General features: G+C 67.5%; 20 protein-coding genes. 15 read left to right on the forward strand and 5 right to left on the reverse strand.

The features are described 5' to 3' along the window. The first annotated feature begins 252 nt into the window (after window positions 1-252). From ASC91_RS23785 to ASC91_RS23830, 10 genes are all read left to right on the forward strand, one after another. Window positions 253-966, forward strand: a complete 714-nt coding sequence (locus tag ASC91_RS23785; protein ID WP_235532094.1) for a TetR/AcrR family transcriptional regulator — start codon at window positions 253-255, stop codon at window positions 964-966. Between the two features lie 40 nt (window positions 967-1,006). Then, a complete protein-coding gene (locus tag ASC91_RS23790) occupies window positions 1,007-2,797 on the forward strand; it encodes an acyl-CoA dehydrogenase C-terminal domain-containing protein (RefSeq protein WP_056203030.1) in 1,791 nt (596 codons plus the stop codon). A gap of 29 nt (window positions 2,798-2,826) precedes the next feature. Beyond that, entirely contained in the window at window positions 2,827-3,252 is a 426-nt protein-coding gene (locus ASC91_RS23795) for a DUF2147 domain-containing protein (protein WP_056203610.1), read from the forward strand. A gap of 174 nt (window positions 3,253-3,426) precedes the next feature. After that, the gene (locus ASC91_RS23800; RefSeq protein ID WP_056203033.1) at window positions 3,427-5,823 is read left to right on the forward strand and encodes a 3-hydroxyacyl-CoA dehydrogenase/enoyl-CoA hydratase family protein; all 2,397 of its coding nucleotides are present in this window, start codon (window positions 3,427-3,429) and stop codon (window positions 5,821-5,823) included. Window positions 5,824-5,886: 63 nt separating this feature from the next. Then, entirely contained in the window at window positions 5,887-6,378 is a 492-nt protein-coding gene (locus ASC91_RS23805) for a DUF4442 domain-containing protein (protein ID WP_235532080.1), read from the forward strand. 14 nt (window positions 6,379-6,392) lie between these two features. Next, window positions 6,393-7,607 (forward strand): acetyl-CoA C-acyltransferase, encoded by a 1,215-nt coding sequence (locus ASC91_RS23810; protein ID WP_056203039.1) that lies wholly within the window; start codon window positions 6,393-6,395, stop codon window positions 7,605-7,607. 3 nt (window positions 7,608-7,610) lie between these two features. Beyond that, the gene (locus ASC91_RS23815) at window positions 7,611-8,144 is read left to right on the forward strand and encodes a DUF1569 domain-containing protein (protein ID WP_056203042.1); all 534 of its coding nucleotides are present in this window, start codon (window positions 7,611-7,613) and stop codon (window positions 8,142-8,144) included. A gap of 244 nt (window positions 8,145-8,388) precedes the next feature. Then, window positions 8,389-9,153: an enoyl-CoA hydratase gene (locus tag ASC91_RS23820; RefSeq protein ID WP_056203045.1), complete on the forward strand. Its 765-nt coding sequence runs from the start codon at window positions 8,389-8,391 to the stop codon at window positions 9,151-9,153. Between the two features lie 71 nt (window positions 9,154-9,224). Continuing rightward, a complete protein-coding gene (locus ASC91_RS23825) occupies window positions 9,225-9,878 on the forward strand; it encodes an SGNH/GDSL hydrolase family protein (protein WP_056203048.1) in 654 nt (217 codons plus the stop codon). Window positions 9,879-9,980: 102 nt separating this feature from the next. Next, complete coding sequence (locus ASC91_RS23830; protein ID WP_056203050.1) at window positions 9,981-11,819, forward strand: rhamnogalacturonan lyase B N-terminal domain-containing protein; 1,839 nt, start codon at window positions 9,981-9,983, stop codon at window positions 11,817-11,819. A 22-nt stretch (window positions 11,820-11,841) separates the two neighbouring features. Here the strand turns inward: ASC91_RS23830 and ASC91_RS23835 are convergent, their stop codons facing one another. Both ASC91_RS23835 and ASC91_RS23840 read right to left on the reverse strand, forming a co-directional pair. Then, a complete protein-coding gene (locus ASC91_RS23835) occupies window positions 11,842-12,243 on the reverse strand; it encodes an acyl-CoA thioesterase (protein WP_056203053.1) in 402 nt (133 codons plus the stop codon). Between the two features lie 37 nt (window positions 12,244-12,280). Next, the gene (locus tag ASC91_RS23840) at window positions 12,281-13,927 is read right to left on the reverse strand and encodes a PAS domain-containing methyl-accepting chemotaxis protein (RefSeq protein ID WP_056203055.1); all 1,647 of its coding nucleotides are present in this window, start codon (window positions 13,925-13,927) and stop codon (window positions 12,281-12,283) included. A gap of 167 nt (window positions 13,928-14,094) precedes the next feature. Here ASC91_RS23840 and ASC91_RS23845 point away from each other — a divergent pair, with 167 nt between their 5' ends. Beyond that, on the forward strand, window positions 14,095-15,897 hold the full coding sequence (locus tag ASC91_RS23845) for an ABC transporter ATP-binding protein/permease (protein WP_056203058.1): 1,803 nt from the start codon (window positions 14,095-14,097) through the stop codon (window positions 15,895-15,897). On the opposite strand, the gene ASC91_RS23850 is transcribed toward ASC91_RS23845, so the two are convergent. The 3 genes from ASC91_RS23850 to ASC91_RS23860 form a co-directional block, all read right to left on the reverse strand. Continuing rightward, on the reverse strand, window positions 15,894-16,217 hold the full coding sequence (locus ASC91_RS23850; protein WP_056203062.1) for a hypothetical protein: 324 nt from the start codon (window positions 16,215-16,217) through the stop codon (window positions 15,894-15,896). The two genes, ASC91_RS23845 and ASC91_RS23850, sit on opposite strands and share 4 nt — an antisense overlap. Window positions 16,218-16,280: 63 nt before the next feature. Beyond that, the gene (locus tag ASC91_RS23855; protein ID WP_056203064.1) at window positions 16,281-16,913 is read right to left on the reverse strand and encodes a UPF0149 family protein; all 633 of its coding nucleotides are present in this window, start codon (window positions 16,911-16,913) and stop codon (window positions 16,281-16,283) included. 25 nt (window positions 16,914-16,938) lie between these two features. Further along, complete coding sequence (locus ASC91_RS23860; protein WP_056203067.1) at window positions 16,939-17,178, reverse strand: hypothetical protein; 240 nt, start codon at window positions 17,176-17,178, stop codon at window positions 16,939-16,941. 75 nt (window positions 17,179-17,253) lie between these two features. Here ASC91_RS23860 and ASC91_RS23865 point away from each other — a divergent pair, with 75 nt between their 5' ends. The 4 genes from ASC91_RS23865 to ASC91_RS23880 all read left to right on the forward strand — a co-directional run bounded on the left by ASC91_RS23865 (window position 17,254) and on the right by ASC91_RS23880 (window position 21,764). Continuing rightward, entirely contained in the window at window positions 17,254-18,099 is an 846-nt protein-coding gene (locus tag ASC91_RS23865) for a transposase (protein ID WP_056203070.1), read from the forward strand. Then, complete coding sequence (locus ASC91_RS23870; protein WP_056203073.1) at window positions 18,099-18,935, forward strand: amidohydrolase family protein; 837 nt, start codon at window positions 18,099-18,101, stop codon at window positions 18,933-18,935. Before ASC91_RS23865 ends, ASC91_RS23870 begins: the two co-directional genes overlap by 1 nt. Window positions 18,936-19,034: 99 nt before the next feature. Further along, entirely contained in the window at window positions 19,035-19,475 is a 441-nt protein-coding gene (locus ASC91_RS23875; protein ID WP_056203074.1) for a hypothetical protein, read from the forward strand. Between the two features lie 51 nt (window positions 19,476-19,526). Beyond that, entirely contained in the window at window positions 19,527-21,764 is a 2,238-nt protein-coding gene (locus ASC91_RS23880) for a penicillin-binding protein 1A (protein WP_162247856.1), read from the forward strand. The last annotated feature ends 8 nt before the right edge of the window (window positions 21,765-21,772 follow it).

Below are 21,772 nucleotides of genomic sequence, written 5' to 3' on the forward strand. Positions count from 1 at the left end.
TCGGGCGATGTGCATGCGGCTCGATGCCGCATGCATCGCCATCCCCCCGGGGGATCGGCCGGGCACGCCCGCGTTCAGCGGCGCGAGACCGGACGAGGGGCTGGGGTTTGCACTAGGTTGTTGGCAGTATTAGGCACATCACCCTAGGAAATCGGTAGGACAAGCTGGCGCTGTCACGGGAGCGACCTGCAAAATAGAACGATCGTTCGTTTTATTCCAGGCTGGCTTCCGCCCCTTCTGCCCGTGTCCACGCTGCCCACTCCCGCCAAGAAAACCGCCCCGCTGCGCGTTGCGAAGCCGGCGCGCGTTGCGCGTTCGCTGCAAAAAGGCCAGCAGACCCGTGCCGCCATCCTCGAGGCTGCTCTGGGCCTGGCCTCGCACATGGGCCTGGAGGGCTTGTCCATCGGCGCACTGGCCGATGTGACAGCCATGAGCAAGTCGGGCGTCTTCGCCCACTTCGGCTCGCGTGAGGAACTGCAGATCGCGGTCGTCACTGAGTATCACGCCAAGTTCGAGGAAGAAGTCTTCTTCACCGCCATCCGCGAGCCGCGCGGCCTGCCGCGCCTGCGCGCGATGTTCGAGCGCTGGGTGCGCCGCGTATCCGTCGAGGTCGACTCCGGCTGCATCTACATCAGTGGCGCCGTCGAGTTCGACGACCGGCCCGGCCCGGTGCGCGATGCTCTCGTGGCCATGGTCAAGGCCTGGCATGCGGCGCTGCAAAAGGCCATCCAGCTCGCCATCAGCGAGGGCCATCTGAAAGCCGATGCCGATGTCGAGCAGATCTGCTTCGAGCTGCACGGCCTGATCCTGTCCCTGCACCACGACGCGCGCTTCATGCGCATCCCCGGTGCGCTGGCACGCGCCGGCATCGGCTTCGACCGAGCCATCCAGTTCTACGCCACGCCGCTTGGCCTCGACATCGACGGCAGCCGCAAGCTTCCAAAGACCGGCGCCGCCAAGCGCTGAACCCCTTTCTTGACCCACTGACCGTTCCAGGAGTACCCCGATGCCCCAGTACACCCCGCCCATGCGTGACATGCAGTTCGTCATGCACGAGCTGTTGAACGTCGTCGACGAACTGAAGATGCTGCCCGCGCATGCAGACATCGACGCCGACACGATCAACGCGGTGCTTGAGGAGGGTGGCAAGTTCGCCGCCGAGGTGCTTGCGCCCATCAACCTCAGCGGCGACGCCGAGGGCTGCACGCTCGACAAGACCACGCACGAGGTCAAGCCGCCCAAGGGCTTCAAGGAAGCCTACAAGCAGTACGTCGAAGGCGGCTGGCCGGCACTCTCCTGCGACCCGCAGTTCGGCGGCCAGGGCCTGCCGCATCTGGTGAACCAGTTCTTCTACGAGATGCTGAACTCGGCCAACCAGGCCTGGACGATGTACCCGGGCCTCTCGCATGGCGCCTATGAAGCCCTGCATGCCCATGGCACGCCCGAGCAGCAGGCCACCTACCTGCCCAAGCTGACCAGCGGCGAATGGACCGGCACCATGTGCCTGACCGAGCCGCATTGCGGCACCGACCTCGGCATGCTGCGCAGCAAGGCCGAACCGCAGGCCGATGGCACTTACAAGATCACCGGCCAGAAGATCTTCATCTCGGCCGGCGAACACGACATGGCCGAGAACATCGTCCACCTGGTGCTGGCCCGCCTGCCGGACGCGCCCGTGGGCTCCAAGGGCATTTCGCTCTTCATCGTGCCCAAGTTCAACGTCAACGCCGACGGCTCACTGGGCAGCCGAAACGGCGTCTTCTGCGCCGGCCTGGAGCACAAGATGGGCATCCACGGCAACGCCACCGCGCAGATCGTGCTGGAAGGCGCGAACGGCACGCTGGTGGGCCAGCCCAACAAGGGCCTGGCCGCGATGTTCGTCATGATGAACGCGGCCCGCCTGGGTGTCGGCAACCAGTCCCTGGGCCTGACCGAAGTGGCCTATCAGAACGCCGTCGCCTATGCCAAGGACCGCATCCAGATGCGGGCGCTTTCCGGCCCCAAGGCCCCGGACAAGCCGGCCGATCCCATCATCGTGCACCCCGACGTGCGCAAGATGCTGCTGACGGCCCGCGCCTTTGCCGAAGGCGGCCGCATGCTGCAGGGCTATACCGTGCTGCAACTCGACAAGGCGCTCAAGAGCGGCGACGAGGACGAGCGCAAGGACGCCGAAGCCGAAGTCGCGCTGCTGACGCCCATCATCAAGGCCTTCATCACCGACAACGGCTGGCTGGCCACCTCGCATTGCATGCAGGTGTTCGGCGGCCACGGCTTCATTCACGAGTGGGGCATGGAGCAGTACGTGCGCGACGCGCGCATCAACATGATCTACGAGGGTACCAACACCATCCAGTCGCTGGACCTGCTGGGCCGCAAGGTGCTGGGCAACAACGGCGCCACGCTGAAGAAGTTCGGCAAGAAGATCGCCGCCTTCATCGAGGAAGAAGGCACCAATGAGGCCATGCAGGAGTTCGTCAACCCGCTCGCCGACCTCGGCGACAAGGTCAACAAGCTGACGCAAGAGCTGGGCATGAAGGCCTTTGGCAACCCGGATGAGGTCGGCGCCGCGGCGGTGGACTATCTGCGCGTGGTGGGCCACATGACCTTCGCCTTCTTCTTCGCGCAGGCCGCCAAGATCGCTCTGGCCAAGAAGGACAGTGGTGACCCGTTCTACACGGCCAAGCTGGCCACGGCGCGCTTCTATTTCGCGAAGCTGCTGCCCGAGACGGCGACGCTGATCCGCACCTGCCGTGCGGGCCTGGCGCCGCTGATGGAAATGGAAGAAGCTCTGTTCTGAACCGCTTGATGAACGACAAGGATGCCCCGATGAAATTCCTGTTCGCTGCTGCCCTGCTGTTGCCCGCGTTTGCGTTCGCGCAGACTTCACCCGTGGGCCTGTGGAAGACCATCGACGACGACGGCAAAACCGCGAAGTCGCTGGTCCGCATCAGCGAACAGGGGGGCACCCTCGTCGGCAGCATCGACAAGCTGCTGGACCCGAGCGCGGAGCCCAACGCGAAATGCGACAAGTGCAAGGATGACCGCAGGGACCAGCCCGTCGTCGGCCTGCAGATCATCCGCGGCGTGAAGACCGAAGGCGACGGCATCTGGGGCGGCGGCGAGATCCTCGACCCCAATAACGGCAAGACCTACCGCACCCGCTTGAAGCCGGTGGACGGTGGCAAGAAACTGGAGATGCGCGGCTACATCGGCCCCTTCTACCGCACGCAGACGTGGATTCGCGTGGAATGAAGTGGCCCCTCGCCCAGGCTGCCGCGCCGCACGCGGGCCAGCCTGGTCGGTCCCCCGAGGGGACGGCGATGCTTGCGGCGTTGAGCCGCAAGCACATCGCCAGCCGGGCCGGCTTGGGGCGGCCCGGCGCTCGGCCCGAAGGGCAATGAACAACTGGCAAACATGGAGAAAGAAATGAGTCGATTCCAAGTCCGCAAGGTCGCCGTGCTCGGCGCCGGCGTGATGGGCGCGCAGATTGCGGCCCACCTCGTCAACTGCAAGGTGCCGGTCGTGCTGTTCGACCTGCCTGCGAAAGAAGGCGCCAAGAATGGCATCGTCACCAAGGCCGTCGACGGCCTGAAGAAGCTCAAGCCGGCCCCGCTGGGTGATGCATCGGAAGCCGCGCTGATCCAGCAGGCCAATTACGAAGAGCACCTGGAAGTCCTGCGCGGCTGCGACCTCATCATCGAGGCCATTGCCGAGCGCATGGACTGGAAGCTCGACCTGTACACCAAGATCGCGCCCTTCGTCGCACCGCATGCGATCGTGGCTTCGAACACATCTGGATTGAGCATCACCAAGCTCTCCGAAGTGCTGCCCGAAGAAATCAAGCCGCGCTTCTGCGGCATCCACTTCTTCAATCCGCCGCGCTACATGGCCCTGGTCGAGCTGATCAACACGCCGACCACGCAGCCGGAGATCCTCGACCAGCTCGAAGCCTTCGTGACCACGTCGCTGGGCAAGAGCGTCGTGCGCGCCCACGACACGCCCAACTTCGTCGCCAACCGCGTCGGCATCGCCGGCATGATGGCCACGATGATCGAGGCTGAGAAGTTCGGCCTGACGGTGGACGTCGTCGACGACCTGACCGGCAAGAAGCTGGGCCGCGCATCGAGCGGCACCTTCCGCACCGCGGACGTCGTCGGCCTGGACACCATGGCCCACGTCGTCAAGACGATGCAGGACAACCTGAAGGACGACCCGTTCTACAGCACCTACGCCACGCCCAAGGTGCTGGCCGGCCTGATCGAGAAGGGCGCCCTGGGCCAGAAGACCGGCGCCGGTTTCTACAAGAAGGTCGGCAAGGACATCCAGCGCCTGGACTTCGCGACCGGTGAATACGTCGCCGGCGGCAAGAAGGCTGACGAGATCGTCGCCCGCATCCTGAAGAAGGCGCCGGCCGACCGCCTCAAGCTGCTGCGCGAGAGCACCAACCCGCAAGCCCAGTTCCTGTGGGCCATCCTGCGCGACAGCTTCCACTACGCGGCCGTGCACCTGAACACGGTGGCCGACACGGCCCGCGAGATCGACTTTGCGATGCGCTGGGGCTTCGGCACCACGCAAGGCCCCTTCGAGCTGTGGCAAGCCGCCGGCTGGAAGCAGGTCGCTGAATGGATCTCGGCCGACATCGCCGACGGCAAGACGCTGTCCAGCGCTCCGCTGCCGGCCTGGGTCACCGAGGGCCCCGTGGCCGAAGCCGGTGGCGTGCACACGCCGGCGGGCTCGTGGAGCGCCGCTGAGGGCAAGTTCAAGCCGCGCAGCGAGCTGCCGGTTTACAAGCGCCAGGCCTTCCCCGAGTCGCTGCTGGGCTCCGGCGCCGCCGACCCGCTGAAGAGCGGCACCGAGTTGTTCAAGAACGAGGAAGTGCGCGTCTGGACGCTGGACGGCAACGTCGTCATCGCCTCCATCACCGCCAAGCTGCACCTGATCAGCCCGGCCGTCACCGAAGGTCTTTTGCGCGCCGTCGAGATCGCCGAAGCCGACTACAAGGGCCTGGTGATCTGGTCGCCGGACGACGTGTTCTCGGCCGGCGCCAATCTCGAGAGCCTGATGCCTGTCTTCATGAAGATGGGCAGCAAGGGCATCGCGCCGGAAGAGAAGAAGCTGCAGGACATGATGCTGCGCCTGCGCTACGCGTCCGTGCCGGTCATCGCCGCCATGCGCGGCCTGGCCCTGGGCGGTGGCGCCGAGCTGGCCGTGCACTGCGCACGCCGTGTCGCCCACGTCGAGAGCTATGTGGGCCTGGTCGAAGTCGGCGTGGGCCTGGTGCCCGGCGGCGGCGGACTGACCTATATCGCCCGTCGCGCCGCCGAGATGGCCGCCGCTGGCAATGCCGGCGCCGACATCCTGGCCTTCCTGAAGGACGGCTTCCTGACCGCGGCCACCGCCAAGGTCGCAACCTCGGCCCATGAAGCCAAAAAGAACGGCTTCCTGCTGGAGTCCGACATCATCGTGCCGCACAAGGACGAATTGCTGCACGTGGCGACGGCCACTGCCATCGGCATGTCCGAAGCCGGCTACCGCCCGCCGCACAAGGCGCTGTTCCCGGTCGCCGGCCGCAGCGGCATCGCGACGATCAAGGGCCAGGTCGCCAACATGCGCGACGGCGGCTTCGTCAGCGCCCACGACTACCACCTGGCCGCGGCGATTGCCGACGTGGTCTGCGGCGGTGAAGTCGAGGCCGGTTCTCTCGTCACCGAGGAATACTTGATGGCGCTCGAGCGCAAGCACTTCTGCAGCTTGCTCGACAACCCGAAGACTCAAGAGCGAATCATGGGCATGTTGCAAACCGGCAAGCCCGTCCGAAACTAATGACATCGCGGGACAGACCGAAGCGCGCAGCGCGAGCTCTGTCCTCGACTGACTAGGAACAAAGTGAACCGGCTTCAACGCACCCTCGCCAAGCTGGACGGCCTGCCTGGCCCGCTGCGGGGCGCCGCGCGCAACTTCGCGTTGCGCCGCGCAGTGCCCTTCACGGGCACGGCATCGCTCGATTTCATTGCCCTCACGCCCGAGAGCAGCGAGATCCGCGTCGCCAACAAGCGCCCGGTGCAGAACCACATCAAGGGCGTGCATGCGGCCGCGATGTCGCTGCTCGCCGAGACCGCCACTGGCATGGTGGTGGGCATGAATGTGCGTGACGACTGCCTGCCGCTGTGCAAGTCGCTGCAGGTGAACTTCAGGAAGCGCGCCACCGGCGGTCTGGTCGCCAAGGCGCACCTGACCGCCGCTCAGCGCTTCACGATGGCGAACGAGACCAAGGGTGAAGTGCGGGTCGCCGTGACCGTGACCGACGAAGCCGGCATCGAGCCGATCGAGTGTGAATTTGTCTGGGCCTGGGTGCCCAAAGAAAAGCCCCAGGCTTAAGTAAAGGAAAGACCATGAGCAAGCAAGTCCAAGACGCCTACATCGTCTCCGCCACCCGTCTGCCCATCGGCAAGAGCGGCCGCGGCTTCTACAAGAACACGCGCCCCGACGAGATGCTCGTCAAGGTGATGCAGGCCGTGCTGGCGCAGGCCCCGGGCCTGGACCCGGCGGCCATTGAAGACGCCATCGTCGGCTGCTCCTTCCCCGAAGGCGAGCAGGGCATGAACATCGCCCGCGTCGCTTCGGTGCTGGCGGGCCTGGGCCCGACCATTGGCGGCGTGACGATCAACCGCTACTGCGCCTCCGGCATCACCGCCGTGCAGATGGCCGCGGACCGCATCCGCGTCGGCGAGGCCGATGTGATGTTTGCCGGCGGCGTCGAGTCCATGTCCATGATCCCGATGGGCGGCAACAAGCCCAGCCTGTCGCCGCTGATCTTCGAGCGCGACGAGAACATCGGCATCGCCTACGGCATGGGCCTGACGGCCGAGAAGGTCGCCGCGCAGTGGAAGATCAGCCGCGAAGCCCAGGACGAGTTCTCGGTGGAATCGCACCGCCGCGCCGTGGCCGCCATGGCCGCCGGCCACTTCGACGCCGAGATGACGCCCTTCGACGTCATCGAGCGCACGCCCAACCTGGCTGACGGCACGGTCAACACCAAGACCCGCACCGTCAAGCTCGACGAAGGCGCCCGCCCCGACACCTCGCTGGAAGGCCTGGCCAAGCTCAAGCCCGTGTTCGCCGCCAAGGGCAGCGTCACCGCCGGCAACAGCTCGCAGACCTCCGACGGCTCGGGCGGCCTGCTGATCGTCAGCGAAGCGGCCCTGAAGCGCTACAACCTGACGCCGCTGGCCCGCTTCGTGTCCTTCGCCGTGCGCGGCGTGCCGCCCGAAATCATGGGCATCGGCCCCATCGCCGCCATCCCGGTCGCGCTGAAGGCCGCCGGCATCACCGCTGCCGACCTGGACTGGATCGAGCTGAACGAAGCCTTCGCCGCGCAGTCGCTGGCCGTGCTGAACGACCTCGACAGCAAGGGCATCGTGCTGGACCGCAGCAAGGTCAACCCCAACGGCGGCGCGATTGCGCTGGGCCACCCGTTGGGCGCCACCGGCGCCATCCGTGCGGCCTCGGTCATCCACAACCTGCGCCGCACCGGTGGCAAGTACGGCATGGTGACAATGTGCGTCGGCGCCGGCCAAGGCGCAGCAGGCATCTTCGAAAGGCTGTAAACCATGGATCGTCGCCGCGCGCTCAAGACCACCACGGTGTTGCTCGCGGCGACCCCGCTGGCGGCCTGTACGGGCAAGTTGAAGACCTTTGCGACGTGGAAGGACGGTCAGCAGGCCGTGCTCGATCTGCTGTTCGCGCCCAAGGTCGTGCAGGACAACCCCTGGAACCTCAGCCAGGTCATGCAGCATCTGGCCCAGAGCATCGAGTTCTCGATGCAGGGCTTTCCGGCGCTCAAGGGCGCCTGGTTCCGCTCCTCCATCGGTTCGGCAGCTTTCGCGGTGTTCAACGCACGCGGCGCGATGAGCCACAGCCTGGACGAGCCCATCCCCGGCGCGCCGGCGCTGGACGCCTCACAGGCGCTGAAGACCTCGGTGCAGCGCCTGCTGGACGCCATGGATGCGTTTGCGCAATTCAACGGCACACTGCGGCCTCATTTCGCCTACGGTGAGCTGACCAAGCCGCAGTACGAGCGAGCCCATTTGATGCACTTGGCCAATCACTGGACGCAGTTCCACGCCAGGACGGCTGTCGCGTGAGCCCCTCGCCCAGTCTCGCTCCGCTGAACGCGGGCCAGCCCGGTCGGGACCGCGTTGCGGCAGTGCCGCAACGCTTCGGCAAGCACAGGCCGTCCACTGGACGCCCTGTGTCCGGCCTCAGCCCCCGAGGGGACGGCGATGCTTGCCGGCTCGACCGGCAAGCACATCGCCAGAGCGGGCCGGCTAGGGAGCGGCCCGGCGCTCGACCCGCCGACAATACAAGCAGCCCCGACAGGAGACTGAAATGACCATCAAGAGCTACACCATCAACGGCGTCGCGACCATCGAGATCGCCCGCCCCGAGAAGAAGAACGCGATCACCCAGGCCATGTACCAGGCCATGGCCGACGCGCTGCGTGCGGCCGATGCCGATCCGGCCGTGCGCGCGGTGCTGATCACCGGCCAGCCGGGCATCTTCACGTCGGGCAATGACCTGGAAGACTTCATGGCCGGCCCGACGCGGGGTGAAGACGCACCGACCTTCCAGTTCATGCATGCGCTGGTGGACAGCACCAAGCCCGTGATCGCTGCCGTGACCGGTGCGGCCATCGGCATCGGTACCACCATGCTGCTGCACTGCGACTTCGTCTTCGTCGCCGATGACGCCCGACTGGCCATGCCCTTCGTCGCCTTGGGCCTGGTGCCCGAGTTTGCGTCCAGCGTCGTGCTGCCCCAGCTGATCGGCAACCGTCGCGCGGCCGAGAAGCTGCTGCTGGGCGACCCCTTCACCGGTGAGCAGGCCGTCGAATGCGGCATCGCCAACCGCGTGCTGCCGGGTTCCGAAGTGCTGAACCACGCACGCCGCATCGCCGAACGGTTCAACAACCTCGCGCCGGGAGCGGTGCGCGACAGCAAGAAGCTGATCCGCGATGCGCAACGCGACGCCGTCAAGGCCGCCATCACGCGTGAAGCCGAGATCTTCGGTGCCCGCCTGCGCAGCCCCGAGGCGATGGAGGCTTTCCAGGCCTTCTTCCAGAAACGCGTGCCGGACTTTTCCAAATTCTCCTGAAGCTTTCAAAGATCGCACTCGGCCCACTGCTGATTTGGCAGGGGCGCCGAGTCCGTGCGACGGCGCTGCGTTTGCCCGAGGCCGCCGGCCCGCGTTGGGCCGAAGGCTCGACGTTGCGGCTGCTGATCGTCGGCGACTCATCCGCCGCTGGAGTCGGTGCCGCGCATCAGGACGAAGCGCTGGCTGGGCGGCTCGCTCAGGCTCTGGCAACGCGCCTCGGACAGCCGGTGGGCTGGCAGCTCATCGCCACCAGCGGCCATCGCAGCGAGCAGGCGCTCGCGGCGTTCGAGGCGGCGGACGTGGTGCAGGCCGATGTGCTGATCACCTCCCTGGGCGTCAACGACGTTGTTGACCAGATCGCGCCTGCGCAGGCGTTGGTGGCGTTGGACCGCATCCACGCCCTTGCGACCGAGCGCGCCGGTGTGCGCCTGAGCGTGCACTGCGCGGCGCCGCCCATGCAGCGATTCCCGCTGCTGCCCCAGCCTCTGCGCTGGTTCTTCGGCCGCCAGGCAGCGCGCTTCAACGTGGCCCTGAGTTCGGCGGTCGAAGGCCAGGCATCACGCCATGTGCTGCATCTGCCCGAGGCCATGCAACGCAATGCCGCCGAGTTGATGGCCGAAGACGGCTTCCACCCCGGCCCGCGCGGCTATGCGCTCTGGGCCGAGGCGCTGGCCGATCGGGTGGTGGCGTCGTTACCTCAGCTATCGATCCACTCACCAAGTTGAGCGTTGCGGCCGCCCGGCCGTTCCTAGACTGCCCCGGCCGCAGCAACGCGGCAGCACCGGCCGCGCGAACCTGCAGACGGCGGGCTCAATAGGAGACAAAACATGCGGATCGATTTCCTCCGTCGGTGCCTGCGCCGGCTGGGCGCGGCAGCGTGCCTGCTTTTGGCGACGGCCACGGCCACGCCAGCATTGGCGGCCTTGAGCCTCACCACGCTCTACGACAGCGGCAGTTCTGCCAAGCTGCAATACCAGGTGGACACCGGCGGCGGCCTGGTGTTCAAGGTGATGGCCTACGACAACGGCGTCAGCACCCAGTCCAAGGGCGACCTTTCCAGCCTGCTCTACAACGGCGTGCAGTACGCGGACGCCAGCCGTGGCTCGCAGCTGAACTCCGGCTTTGATTACCTCTACAGCAACGTCTCGGCTGTCGACGTGCAGGCCCAGATGATCAGCAGCAGCGGTGCGGCCACGTCGGCCTCCACCGCCAACGGCGGCGTGGTCAGCGGCGGCACCTACGTCAAGATCACGGTGACCGTCTTCAGCGCCAACGGCGGCGTGCTCAAGCACTACTACATGGCCAAGAGCGGCGAGCCGCGCATCTACATGGGCACCTATTTCACCGAGGAGCCCGACACGCTGAATCTGGTGCGCTTCATCCTGCGCGTGCCCATCGCGGCGCTCTCCAAGGGAGGGCCGGCCGGCCTGCCCGGCGGCCTGGCCAGCAACGGCAGTTGGCCGCAGGACCTGCGCGGCACGGACACAACTGTCGAAGCGAGCGACGTGTTCGGTTTCTCCAGCAGCACCTCCAGCGCGGGGCAAACGCGCTCCAAGCACTACTCCAACATGCGGCTGAAGGACTGGCAGTACTTCGGCGGGCTCAACAGCGCCGGCAGCGTGGGGCTGTGGTTCTATCGGGACAACAACGAAGGCAATTCCGGCGGGCCCTTCTACCGCAGCCTGCTCAACCAGATCACGTCCACCAACAACGAGCTGACCTATATCGTCAACTACGGCGAGGGCCAGACCGAGGCCTTCCGCATGGGGGTGTTGAACAGCTACACGCTGATGTTCACCGCTGGCGGTGCGCCGTCGGCGCCGGATACGAGCTGGTTCTCGGTGATGGCGCTGGACGGTTATGTGGCTGCGTCCGGCCGCGGCACGGTGGCCGGCGTCGGTCTGTCGGGCACCGATTCGAACTACAGCTACACGGTGGGCTTCTCCAGCAGCACGGCGCAGTACTGGGCCAGCGCCAACCTCGCCAACAACGGCTTCTTCAAAAGCACCGGCATGCGGCCGGGCACCTACACGCTCACGGTCTACAAGAACGAGCTGGCGGTCTACACCGGCAGCGTGACCGTCACGGCCGGCGGCACGACGACCTTGAACACGCTGGCGATCAACGCCGACCCTTCAGCCAAGGCGGCGCTGTGGCGCATCGGCAACTGGGACGGCACGCCAGCCGAGTTCCTGAACGGCGGCAGGCTCACGACCATGCACCCGACGGATGCGCGCATGAGCAGTTGGGTGCCGGCCACCTTCGTGGTGGGCACGTCGAGCGCGGCCAGCGGTTTCCCGGCCTGCCAATGGAAGGACGTCAACAACGCGCGCGTCATCCAGTTCACGCTGACCAGCGCCCAGGTGCAGAACCTGACGCTGCGCATTGGAACGACGGAAGACTTCAACGGCGCCCGGCCGCAGATCAGCGTCAACAACGGCAGCTGGACCTCCGCCATCCCGACCGCGCCGCCCAAGGGCTCGCGCAACCTGACGGTGGGCACCTACCGCGGCGTGAACCGGCTCTACAGCTTCGACATTCCGTCGACCGCGCTGGTGGCCGGCACCAACACGGTGACCGTCAATGTCGTCAGCGGTACCTCGGGCACGGCCTACCTGAGCCCGGCACTGTCTTACGACGCGGTCGACCTGATCGTGACGCCGTGACCCCTGGATCGGCGCGGGCCGATCAGGGTGCCACCAGCCTCGACTTGCCTTCGCGGTCGATGGCCACGTAGGTCAGGTTGGCCTCGGTCACCTTGACCACGTGCAGGTTCTCCGGGTCGCGCTCGGCCATCACCTCCACGTGCACGGTGACGGAGGTGCGGCCCACCCGGGTGACTGTGGCGTAAAAACTCAGCAGGTCGCCGATGGACACCGGCTGCTTGAAAACGAACTCGTTGACGGCGACGGTGGCGACGCGGCCACGCGAGATGCGGGCCGGCAGCACCGAGCCGGCGATGTCGACCTGGGCCATGATCCAGCCGCCGAAGATGTCGCCGTTGGCGTTGGCGTCGGCCGGCATGGGCATGACGCGCAGGACGAGCTGGCGGTCACCGCCGTGCGGTGTCGATGGGGCGTTTTCAGTCATGGCGGGATTGTCCCGTACAAGCTGCCGTTCAGAAGCGCTACCGGTTGTCGGCGCCCGGCGTGGCGCGGGGCGCCGTGTCACCCCGCTGCGCCTTGCGCAAGTCGGCCGCCTCGGCCTCGGCCAGGCTCCTGTCCTGGTCGCTCAGGCGGAAGACACGGATGGAGTCCCGCACCCGGCTGACCTGGCCGTTCAGCGCTGTGGCCGAAGCGGCCAGCTCCTCCACCATCGCGGCGTTCTGCTGCGTGATGGCATCCATCTGCTGCACGGCCTCGCCGACCTGGGCGACGCCGGTGGCCTGCTCGCTCGCGGCGGTGTCGATCTGCACCAGCACTTCGCTGACGTGCGACACGGCGGAGGCCACCTCGTCCATGCGCAGCTGTGCGTCACCGGCCCGGTGGCTGCCGGTCTCGACGCGCCCGCGCGATTCCTCGATAAGGGCGCGGATCTCCTTGGCTGCCGTGCCGGTGCGCTGAGCGAGGGCGCGCACCTCGGCGGCCACCACCGCGAAACCGCGGCCCTGCTCGCCGGCGCGAGCCGCCTCGACGGCGGCATTCAGGGCCAGGATGTTGGTCTGGAAGGCCACGCCTTCGATGACTTGGATGATGTCGCCGATGCGCTGCGACGAGTCGGTGATCTCCTGCATGGTGTCCGTCACGCCGTGGACGGCTTGCTGGCTGCGCTGGGCCACACCGGCGGTCTCGCGCGCAAAGCGGGCACCGTCGCCGGCCAGCTCCGAGGTCTGCCGCACGGTGCCGCTGATCTCGTCCATCGCGGCGGCGGTCTGCTCCAGGCTGCTGGCTTGGGACTCGGTGCGGGAAGACAGGTCCTGGTTGCCGGCGGCGATCTCGCGGGCGCCGTCCTCCAGGTGGATGACCTCCTCGCGCACGTCGCGCACGACGGTGCGCACGGACACGGTCAGTTGGGCCAGCGCCAGTTGCAGCTCGCCGATCTCGCCCCGGCCGCTGACCTCGACGTGCCGCGTCAGATCGCCGCCTGCCAGCAGGTTGGCGGTGGCAATCACCTGGCGCAGCGGGGCGATCCCGCTCGCGAGCAGGCCGTAGCTGGCGGCGGCGGTGCTGGCCAGGGCAGCCAGTACCAGGCCCCAGCCTGGCGCGCCGGCCCAGGCTGCGAGCAGCGGTCCGGCCGCGGCCAGCACGGCCAGCAAAACCATCTGGCCGCGCAACTCGGGCCGCAGCCAGTCTGTCAGGCGGCCCACTGTGTCGTTGCGCTTGACCACGCCGCGCCGCAGCACATGAGTCCGGCGGCCTGCGGACGCCTCAGCGCGCATGGTGGCGTAGAGCTGCTCGAAGCGGCGTACCTCGACGTCGCTGGGCTTGGTGCGCACCGACAGATACCCCACCGTGCGGTCGCCGTTTCGCACCGGCGTCGCGTTGGCTCGCACCCAGTAGTAGTCGCCGTTCTTGCGCCGGTTCTTGACGAGTGCGGTCCAGGGTTGTCCGCCCTCGATGGTGGCCCAGAGGTCGCGGAAGGCCTCCTCCGGCATGTCCGGGTGGCGCACGATGTTGTGCGGCTGGCCCAGCAACTCCGCCTGCGCGTAGCCGCTGACGGCCACGAAGCTGGGGTTGCAGTAGGTGATGCGCCCCTTCAGGTCCGTGATGGAAATGAGGGTCTGGTCGGAGGCCAGGGCGTACCCGTTCGGGGTCACCGGTTGGTTGTTGCGCATATTGGCCTCTCAGGTGGGACGGATAACCAGCCCTGGTTTTCGGCGCCAGGGGCCCAGCGTAGGCGTAGAAAGGTGCACCGCGATTGCGCTGCGTCAAAGGCGCAAGGGGTTCGCCGGCAGTTCCCATGCGGAACACGCCTTCCGGCGCGCGACCGGACAATGCCGGCATGCGTTCTCTTGCCGCCCGCCTCCCTGAACCCGCCTCAGCCAGCGCTCCCCGTGGCGACTGGGGCACCGTCGGCCGCCTGCTGCCCTATCTGTGGCGCTACCGCTGGCGCGTTGCACTGGCGCTGACCTTCATGGTGGGCGCCAAGCTCTGCAATGTCGGCGTGCCCCTGCTGCTCAAGCAGCTGATCGACAGCCTGAACCTCAAGCCTGGCCAGCCCGAGGCCCTGATGGTGGTGCCGCTGGGTCTGCTGCTGGCCTATGGCGCGTTGCGGCTGTCGACGTCGCTGTTCGCCGAGGCGCGTGAGCTGATCTTCGCCAAGGCCACCGAGGGCACGTCGCGCAGCATCTCGCTGCAGGTGTTCCGGCATCTGCACGACCTGTCGCTGCGCTTTCACCTCGAACGCCAGACCGGCGGCATGACGCGCGACATCGAGCGCGGCACGCGCGCTGTGCACTCGCTGATCAGCTATTCGCTCTACAGCATCGTGCCGACGCTGATCGAGGTCGTGCTGGTGCTGACGCTGCTGGGCGTCAAGTTCGACGTCTGGTTCGCCGGCATCACGGTGGCGGCGTTGGTGATCTATATCGGCTTTACCGTCGTCGTCACCGAGTGGCGCACCAAATTCCGCAAGACGCTCAACGAGCTGGACTCGGTGGCCCACAGCAAGGCCATCGACTCGCTGCTGAACTACGAGACGGTCAAGTACTTCAACAACGAGGCCTTCGAGGCCACGCGCTATGACGAGAGCCTGGAGAAGCTGCGCCGCGCGCAGCTGAAAAGCCAGCGCACGTTGTCCATGCTGAACACCGGCCAGCAGCTCATCATCGCGTCGGCGCTGGTGCTGATGCTGTGGCGAGCCACCCAGGGCGTCGTGGCGGGCCACATGAGCCTGGGCGACCTGGTCATGGTCAACGCCTTCATGATCCAGCTCTATATCCCGCTGAACTTCCTCGGCGTGATCTACCGCGAGATCAAGCAGGCGCTGACGGATATCGAGAAGCTCTTCGTGCTGCTGGACCGCGAGCGCGAGATCGCCGATGCGCCGGATGCCGCCGAGCTGGCCGTGGGTGGCGGCAGTGTCGTCTTCGACAACGTCCGCTTCGCCTACGACCCCGTGCGGCCCATCCTGCACGGCGTCAGCTTCGAGATCCCGGCGGGCAGGAAGGTCGCCGTCGTCGGCCCCAGCGGCTCAGGCAAGAGCACGCTGGCGCGGCTGCTCTACCGCTTCTACGACATCGACTCGGGTGGCATCCGCATCGACGGCCAGGACATCCGTACGGTGACGCAGTCCAGCCTGCGCCGCGCCATCGGCATCGTGCCGCAGGACACCGTGCTCTTCAACGACACCGTGGCCTACAACATCGCCTATGGGCGGCCCGGCGCTGGCCAGGCGGAGGTGGAAGGCGCGGCGCGTGCGGCGCATATCCATGCCTTCATCGCGGCGACACCGCTCGGCTACGACACCATGGTGGGCGAACGTGGCCTGAAGCTGTCGGGTGGCGAGAAGCAGCGCGTGGCCATTGCGCGCACGCTGCTGAAGAACCCGCCCATCCTCATCTTTGATGAAGCCACGTCGGCACTGGATTCGACCAACGAGCGAGCCATCCAGGCCGAACTGGAGTCCGTGGGCCAGAACAAGACCGTGCTGGTCATCGCCCACCGCCTGTCCACCGTCGTCGACGCGCACGAGATCCTCGTGCTGGAGCAGGGCCGCATCATCGAGCGCGGCCGGCACGACACCTTGCTGGCCAGGAACGGCCGCTACGCCGAAATGTGGCGCCTGCAGCAGTCAGCTGACTAGTGCGGCTTCTTGGGCTTCTCGAAGCTCTTGGGCCGATAGACGTTGCCGTCCCACTCGCCGTCCGTGCGACTGTCGCGCGCATCGTGCAGGGCCGACTCGCGGGCGCGGCGAATGACGCGCTCGGCCTCCAGCGCGGCGGCTCGGGTCTGGCGCTGGCGGCGGCGCCAACCGGTCAGGCGGGCGATCTGCAACTCCACCCACGATGCCAGGGCGGCCACGCCGGCATCCACCCGCGCCTGCAGCCGGTAGGGCAGGGCCATGTGGACCGCCATCGCGATGCAGACGGCAAGGCCGGTGGCGGCGAGCAGGGTCTGGAGCATGGCCTGAAGTTAACCTAAACCGACGCTTGCGGCCACCTGCAACCACCCGCGTTGGGGGGATGGTTACGCTTTCTGGTCGGCGTCTTGGCGCAGAGCCCACAACGCCAGCATGGCGTCAGGAATCTTGCGGCTGGCTTCGTCGCGCTCGGCAGCCGAACCTTCGGCCAGCGCGCCATCCTCACCGCCCAGGGCGGCGATGGGCGCGAGCAGCTCGGCCGTCCCGGCACCGTCGAACAACGGCCCCCAGGCCTCGGGCGCCAGGTCCACGGCCATCAGGAAGCCGGCAGCCCAGTCTTCGGCGTCGGCGTACTCGGTGTCTTCATCTTCGCTGTCCCCCTCCAGTGAGGCAAAGCTGAAGATGGGCTCCCAGGCCTTGGGCGCATGCGTCCAGGCCATGGCGATGGACTGCACATGCCGCAGCATCGCCATGACGACCTTTTTGCGCTGCTTGCCGCTGGCGAAGGGCTTGGGGTCGGGCTCCTGGTCGCCGCCCCAGACCACCGGCAGCCAGGCGTCTCCAGGCAGGTCGGCCAGCTTTTGCGGCGACAGCAGCAGGCCAGTCAGATAGCCGTCCAGCGCCTCGATGTTCATCGCGCTATCGGTGGGCAGCACCGAGAGCAGCTCGTCCAGGTCGTCGAGCTCCTCGTCGGACAGCGGCCGGTTGTCGGAGGCAGGGTTGTATTGGGGGTACTGCATGGGAGTCGTCCTTTGCCTCGCGAGTTCAGCCGTGGCGGCCGTGGCGGCTCTTGGGCTTCTTGTTGTCGATTTCGGCGATCTGTGCCTTCAGCAAGGCCATCAGCACGCGGGCGTTCTGCTCCGTCATGACGATGACGCTGCTGGGCTCGATGCCGTCGATGGGCGTCTTGGGCGTGACCATGGCGTCCACCTTGAACATGATCTGGCCGTGCTGGTTGGCGGACGCGGCCTTGAACTTCTGGATTTCGATTTGATGGGTCTTCATGGGGCGTGCCGGACGAATGAGGAGGCCGGCAGGCCGCCATCTTGCCATTCCGGGCGGCGAGACTTAAGGTGGCGCATGGCAAGGCCTGCTCGACTCGAGATCGCTGGCGCCGTCTATCTGATCGGCGCCCACTGCCCGTTCGAGAGCGGGCAGCAGGCTTTTGTCGACGAAGCCGATCGTGCCGAAATGCGTGCCTTGCTGGCCCAGGCCCTGCACCGTTTCGACGCCCAGGCCCTGGCCTACGCCCTGCTGCCCGACCACTACCACCTGCTGTTGTTCACGCGCCGCGCCAATCTGTCGCAGCTGATGCGGCATGTGAACGGCGTCTACACCCAGCATCACCAGCGCCGCCACGGCTTCAGCGGCTCGCTGTTCCAGGGGCGTTTCCATGCCGTGCTGGTCGACCGCGAGCGCCATCTGCTGGATGCCTGCCGCTATGTCGACCTCAACCCGGTGCGCCTGCGCCTGGCGCGTGGCGCGGCGGATTGGGCCGGCTCGAGCTTCCGCGCCCTGGCCGCCATGGAAGCCGCGCCCGAATGGCTGGACGTCGATGGCCTGCACAGCCATCTGCTGGGGCGCCCGGCGACGGCGCCGGCCCAGCATCGCCTGGCCGGCGAACGCTATGCCCGCCTGGTCGCCTCCGAGCCCGGCTTGCAGCTGTGGCCCGGGCGTCTGCGTGAACAGATCTTCCTCGGCGACGCCGACTTCGCCGCGCGCATGCGGGCCGCCGCCGTTGCGCCCCGTCGCGTGGCCCGCACGGGCTTTGGCGAGTGGCTGAAGCGCGCCGGCGGCATCCGCGAGCAGGCGCTGTGGCTGGCCCATGCCGAGGGCGGCGTCGCGATGACGGATCTGGCGGGCCAGCTCGGCCTGTCCGTATCGCGCATCAGTCGCCTCATCGCTGCCGCCGAGCGCGCCGTCTGATGCTCAGACGCCGGGCGCTGCTACTGGCCGGCCTGCCGGTTCACGCATGGGCGCAGGCCTATGCCGGCCCGCTGTTCGATGCTCATCTGCACTACAACGACGACGCCCAGGCGCTGCATCCACCGGCCGATGTACTGGGCCGCATGGCCCGCGCGGGCGTGCGCGGTGCGTTGGTCAACAGCCGGCCCAACGACGGCACGCTGCGTCTCGTCTCTGAGCCGGGGCCGCAATGGGTGCCCTTCATCCGCCTGTACCGCGACCGGGCCGACTACACCGGCTGGTTCGCCGACGACAGCATTCGGCTGATGGTGCTGGAACTGCTGAAGCGCGGCAGCCCGGCCGGGCCCTTCCGCGGCCTGGGTGAGTTCCATCTCTACGACAGCGCCAATGCCGATGGGCCGACCGCCATCGCACTGATGAGGCTGGCGCGCGAGCGCGGCCTGACCGTGCTGGCTCACGTGGACGATGTGGCGGTCGACAAGCTGCTTGGCCACGCGCCCGGCACGTCGCTGATCTGGGCCCACACCGGCATTTCCGGCGAGCCGCTGCCGCGCGTTCGCGAGCTGCTGGCCAAGCACCAGGGCCTGCGCGGCGAGCTGTCCTACCGGGCGGGCATCACGTTTGACGGCAAGCTTGGCGACGACTGGCGCGCACTGATGACACAGCACCCGGGGCGCTTCCTGATCGGCTCCGACACCTGGGTCCCCCAGCGTCTGCAGCACTACGAGGGCCTGTTCGCCGAGTACCGCGGCTGGCTCGGGCAGTTGCCGTCTGAGGTGGCTCAGCGCATCGCCTGGCGCAACGCGGCCGAGTTGTTCGCCCTCCAAGCTGCTTGAACGGCGCAAGGCCGCCATGACTTCTGACAGCCCCCGTCGTGGCAGCGGAGGGCGCTAAGCTGGCGGCCCTGCCAATCGGCATCACTTCGGGAGACGCCCATGCGCCGCTTCGTCCTGACCGCCTTGCTGCTGGCCAGCTCCACCTGGGCCGCCGACATGAGCCCACCGCCGGAGATCAAGCCTGCCGCGGCCGATCCACTGGCCACGCCACGCCGCCTCATCGCGGCCAAGGACTGGGCAGGCGCCCTGGCCGCGTTGCGCACCGAGCCCCAGGCCGGCAATGCCGACTGGCACAACCTGATGGGCTATACGCTGCGCAAGCAAGCCACGCCGCAGTTCACCGAGGCCGAGGCCCAGTACCTGCAGGCACTGCGCATCGACCCCAACCACCGTGGCGCCAACGAATACCTGGGCGAGCTCTATGTGATGAAGGGCGAGCTGCCCAAGGCACGTGAGCGCCTGGCCGTGCTGGAGAAGCTCTGCCCGGCCGGTTGCGAGCAGCGCGAGCACCTGCAGCGTGCCATCGCGGCGGCCAAGTAACAGCTTGCAGCCCGCGCCGGAGCCAGGCGTCCACCCCCTAGGATGCGCGCCATGCTGAAGTTCCTTCTCCAACGCCCCTGGCTCGCCGCCCTCGTGGGCGTGCCGTTGGCGATCCTGCTGCTGGGTGCCATCGTGGCGGCGCTGATCTGGGCGCAGCTGCCGGCCCTTGATGCGCTGACCGACTACCAGCCCCACCAGCCGCTGCGCGTGCTCAGCGAGGACGGCCAGCTGCTCGGCGAATTCGGCGCCGAGCGGCGGCGCTTCGTGCCGCTGAAGGACATCCCAAAAGCCCTGCAGGACGCGTTGCTGGCCGTCGAAGACAGCGACTTCTACGTGCACTCCGGCATCGACTACAGCGGCATCGGCCGCGCCATGCTGCACAACATCCTGCACCCGACGCGGCTGCAGGGCGCGTCCACCATCACGCAGCAGCTGGCCCGCAACATCTTCCTGAGCAACCGGCAGACCTTTGCGCGCAAGGCCCAGGAGGGACTGCTGGCCATCAAGATCGAGAGAAACCTGAGCAAGGATCAGATCCTCGAGATCTACATGAACCAGATCTCGCTGGGCAACAAGGCCTATGGCTTTGGCGCCGCGGCCGAGCGCTATTTCGGCAAGCCGCTGGACAAGCTCAACACCGGCGAGATTGCCGTCCTCGTTGGCCTGCCCAAGGACCCCAACCGCCTCAACCCGGTTCTCTACCCTGAGCGCACCAAGCGTCGCCAGGCTGTCGTGCTGGGACGCCTCGTGGCGGTGGGCCAGATCACGCAGGCCCAGGCCGACGCCGCTCGCGAGAAGCCGCTGGACGTGCGCCGGCCCAAGCGCCTCTCCGGCGTCGCCGACCACGCCGCCGAGCAGGTGCGTGCCGAGATGGTGACGCGCTTTGGCGAGGAGGCCTACACGCGTGGCCTCACCGTCTACACGACACTGCGCTATGCCGAGCAGGCGGCTGCGCAGGAGGCGCTGCGCCATGCGCTGTTCGAGCTGGAGCGCCGCCAGCCGTTCCGCGGCCCCGAGGCGACCGTCGAGCTGCCTGAAGGCGAAGACTTCGACGAGGCCCTGGAGACCGCCTTCGACGCCCACCCCGACCTCGGCGAGCTGCGCACCGCCGTGCTGCTCAAGGTCGACAAGAGCGCGGCCGAGCTGGTGATGGCCGACGGCGAGAAGATCAGCTTGAAGGGCCAGGCGCTACGCCCGCTGCAGAGCCTCAAGCGCGGTGCCGTGCTGCGGGTGATGGAGTCCGGCAAGCAGTGGCAGCTCAGCCAGACACCGCAGGCCGAAGGCGCCGTCGTCACGCTGGACCCGGCCACCGGCGCCATCCGCGCCCTGGTGGGCGGCTTCGACTTCGCCCGCAACCAGTTCAACTCCGCCACCCAGGCCTGGCGCCAGCCGGGCTCGGCCTTCAAGCCTTTCATCTACTCGGCCATCATCGACCAGGGGGCCTGGGCCGGTACCCTGGTCAGCGACCAGCCCGTCGAGGTCGGCGACTGGTCACCGCGCAATTACGACGGCCAGTACGAGGAGGCGCTGACGCTGCGCCAGGGCCTGGCCCGCTCCAAGAACATGGTCACCATCCACCTGGTGCAGGCCCTGGGTCCGCAGCGCGCCCGCGCCTGGGCTGCGCGCTTCGGCCTGGACGAGGACAAGCAGCCGCTGAACCTGACCATCGCCCTGGGCACCGGCTCCGTGACGCCGCTGCAGATGGCCCAGGGTTACGCCGCCTTCGCCAACGCCGGCCAGCTGCCGACGGCCTGGCTCATCGACCGCGTGCAGGACGCGCAAGGCGCGGTGTTGTGGAAGGCCGAGGCGCCGCGCTTCAAGACGGCTGTCAGCCCGCGCAATGCCTTCATGACCTCGCAACTGCTCGCCGCCGTCGCGCGCGAAGGCACGGGTGCGCGGGCCAGCAGCCTGCTCGGCCGCTGGGACCTCTATGGCAAGACCGGCACGACCAATGACGCCGTCGACGCCTGGTTCTGCGGTTTCCAGGCCACGCGGGCCGGTGCCGTCTGGATCGGCTATCCCCAGCCCAAGTCCCTGGGTGAGCGCGAAACCGGTGGTGGACTGGCCCTGCCGGTCTGGGTCGCGACCATGGCCGTGGCCTTGAAGGGCCAACCCAACACCCAGCTGGCACCGCCGGACGAGGGTCTGGTGCAGCAAGACGGCAACTGGTTCTACTCGGAATTCGCCGGCGACATGGCGATCGCGCGCATCGGCCTGCCACCGGCCCCGCCGCGCGTCGATGAGGCTGCGTCCGAGCCCGCGCCGTCGGCGCCGCCGATCAACCAGTAGCGACCAGC

It is taken from the genome of Pelomonas sp. Root1237 (assembly GCF_001425055.1).
GTDB lineage: Bacteria > Pseudomonadota > Gammaproteobacteria > Burkholderiales > Burkholderiaceae_C > Pelomonas.

Bases quoted from the DNA above. Each gene is read 5' to 3' on its own strand.
- ASC91_RS23790 (WP_056203030.1), top strand. From the start codon at position 1,007: ATGCCCCAGTACACCCCGCCCATGCGTGACATGCAGTTCGTCATGCAC.
- ASC91_RS23795 (WP_056203610.1), top strand. From the start codon at position 2,827: ATGAAATTCCTGTTCGCTGCTGCCCTGCTGTTGCCCGCGTTTGCGTTC.
- ASC91_RS23800 (WP_056203033.1), top strand. From the start codon at position 3,427: ATGAGTCGATTCCAAGTCCGCAAGGTCGCCGTGCTCGGCGCCGGCGTG.
- ASC91_RS23810 (WP_056203039.1), top strand. From the start codon at position 6,393: ATGAGCAAGCAAGTCCAAGACGCCTACATCGTCTCCGCCACCCGTCTG.
- ASC91_RS23815 (WP_056203042.1), top strand. From the start codon at position 7,611: ATGGATCGTCGCCGCGCGCTCAAGACCACCACGGTGTTGCTCGCGGCG.
- ASC91_RS23820 (WP_056203045.1), top strand. From the start codon at position 8,389: ATGACCATCAAGAGCTACACCATCAACGGCGTCGCGACCATCGAGATC.
- ASC91_RS23830 (WP_056203050.1), top strand. From the start codon at position 9,981: ATGCGGATCGATTTCCTCCGTCGGTGCCTGCGCCGGCTGGGCGCGGCA.
- ASC91_RS23835 (WP_056203053.1), bottom strand. From the start codon at position 12,243: ATGACTGAAAACGCCCCATCGACACCGCACGGCGGTGACCGCCAGCTC.
- ASC91_RS23840 (WP_056203055.1), bottom strand. From the start codon at position 13,927: ATGCGCAACAACCAACCGGTGACCCCGAACGGGTACGCCCTGGCCTCC.
- ASC91_RS23845 (WP_056203058.1), top strand. From the start codon at position 14,095: ATGCGTTCTCTTGCCGCCCGCCTCCCTGAACCCGCCTCAGCCAGCGCT.
- ASC91_RS23850 (WP_056203062.1), bottom strand. From the start codon at position 16,217: ATGCTCCAGACCCTGCTCGCCGCCACCGGCCTTGCCGTCTGCATCGCG.
- ASC91_RS23855 (WP_056203064.1), bottom strand. From the start codon at position 16,913: ATGCAGTACCCCCAATACAACCCTGCCTCCGACAACCGGCCGCTGTCC.
- ASC91_RS23860 (WP_056203067.1), bottom strand. From the start codon at position 17,178: ATGAAGACCCATCAAATCGAAATCCAGAAGTTCAAGGCCGCGTCCGCC.
- ASC91_RS23865 (WP_056203070.1), top strand. From the start codon at position 17,254: ATGGCAAGGCCTGCTCGACTCGAGATCGCTGGCGCCGTCTATCTGATC.
- ASC91_RS23870 (WP_056203073.1), top strand. From the start codon at position 18,099: ATGCTCAGACGCCGGGCGCTGCTACTGGCCGGCCTGCCGGTTCACGCA.
- ASC91_RS23875 (WP_056203074.1), top strand. From the start codon at position 19,035: ATGCGCCGCTTCGTCCTGACCGCCTTGCTGCTGGCCAGCTCCACCTGG.
- ASC91_RS23880 (WP_162247856.1), top strand. From the start codon at position 19,527: ATGCTGAAGTTCCTTCTCCAACGCCCCTGGCTCGCCGCCCTCGTGGGC.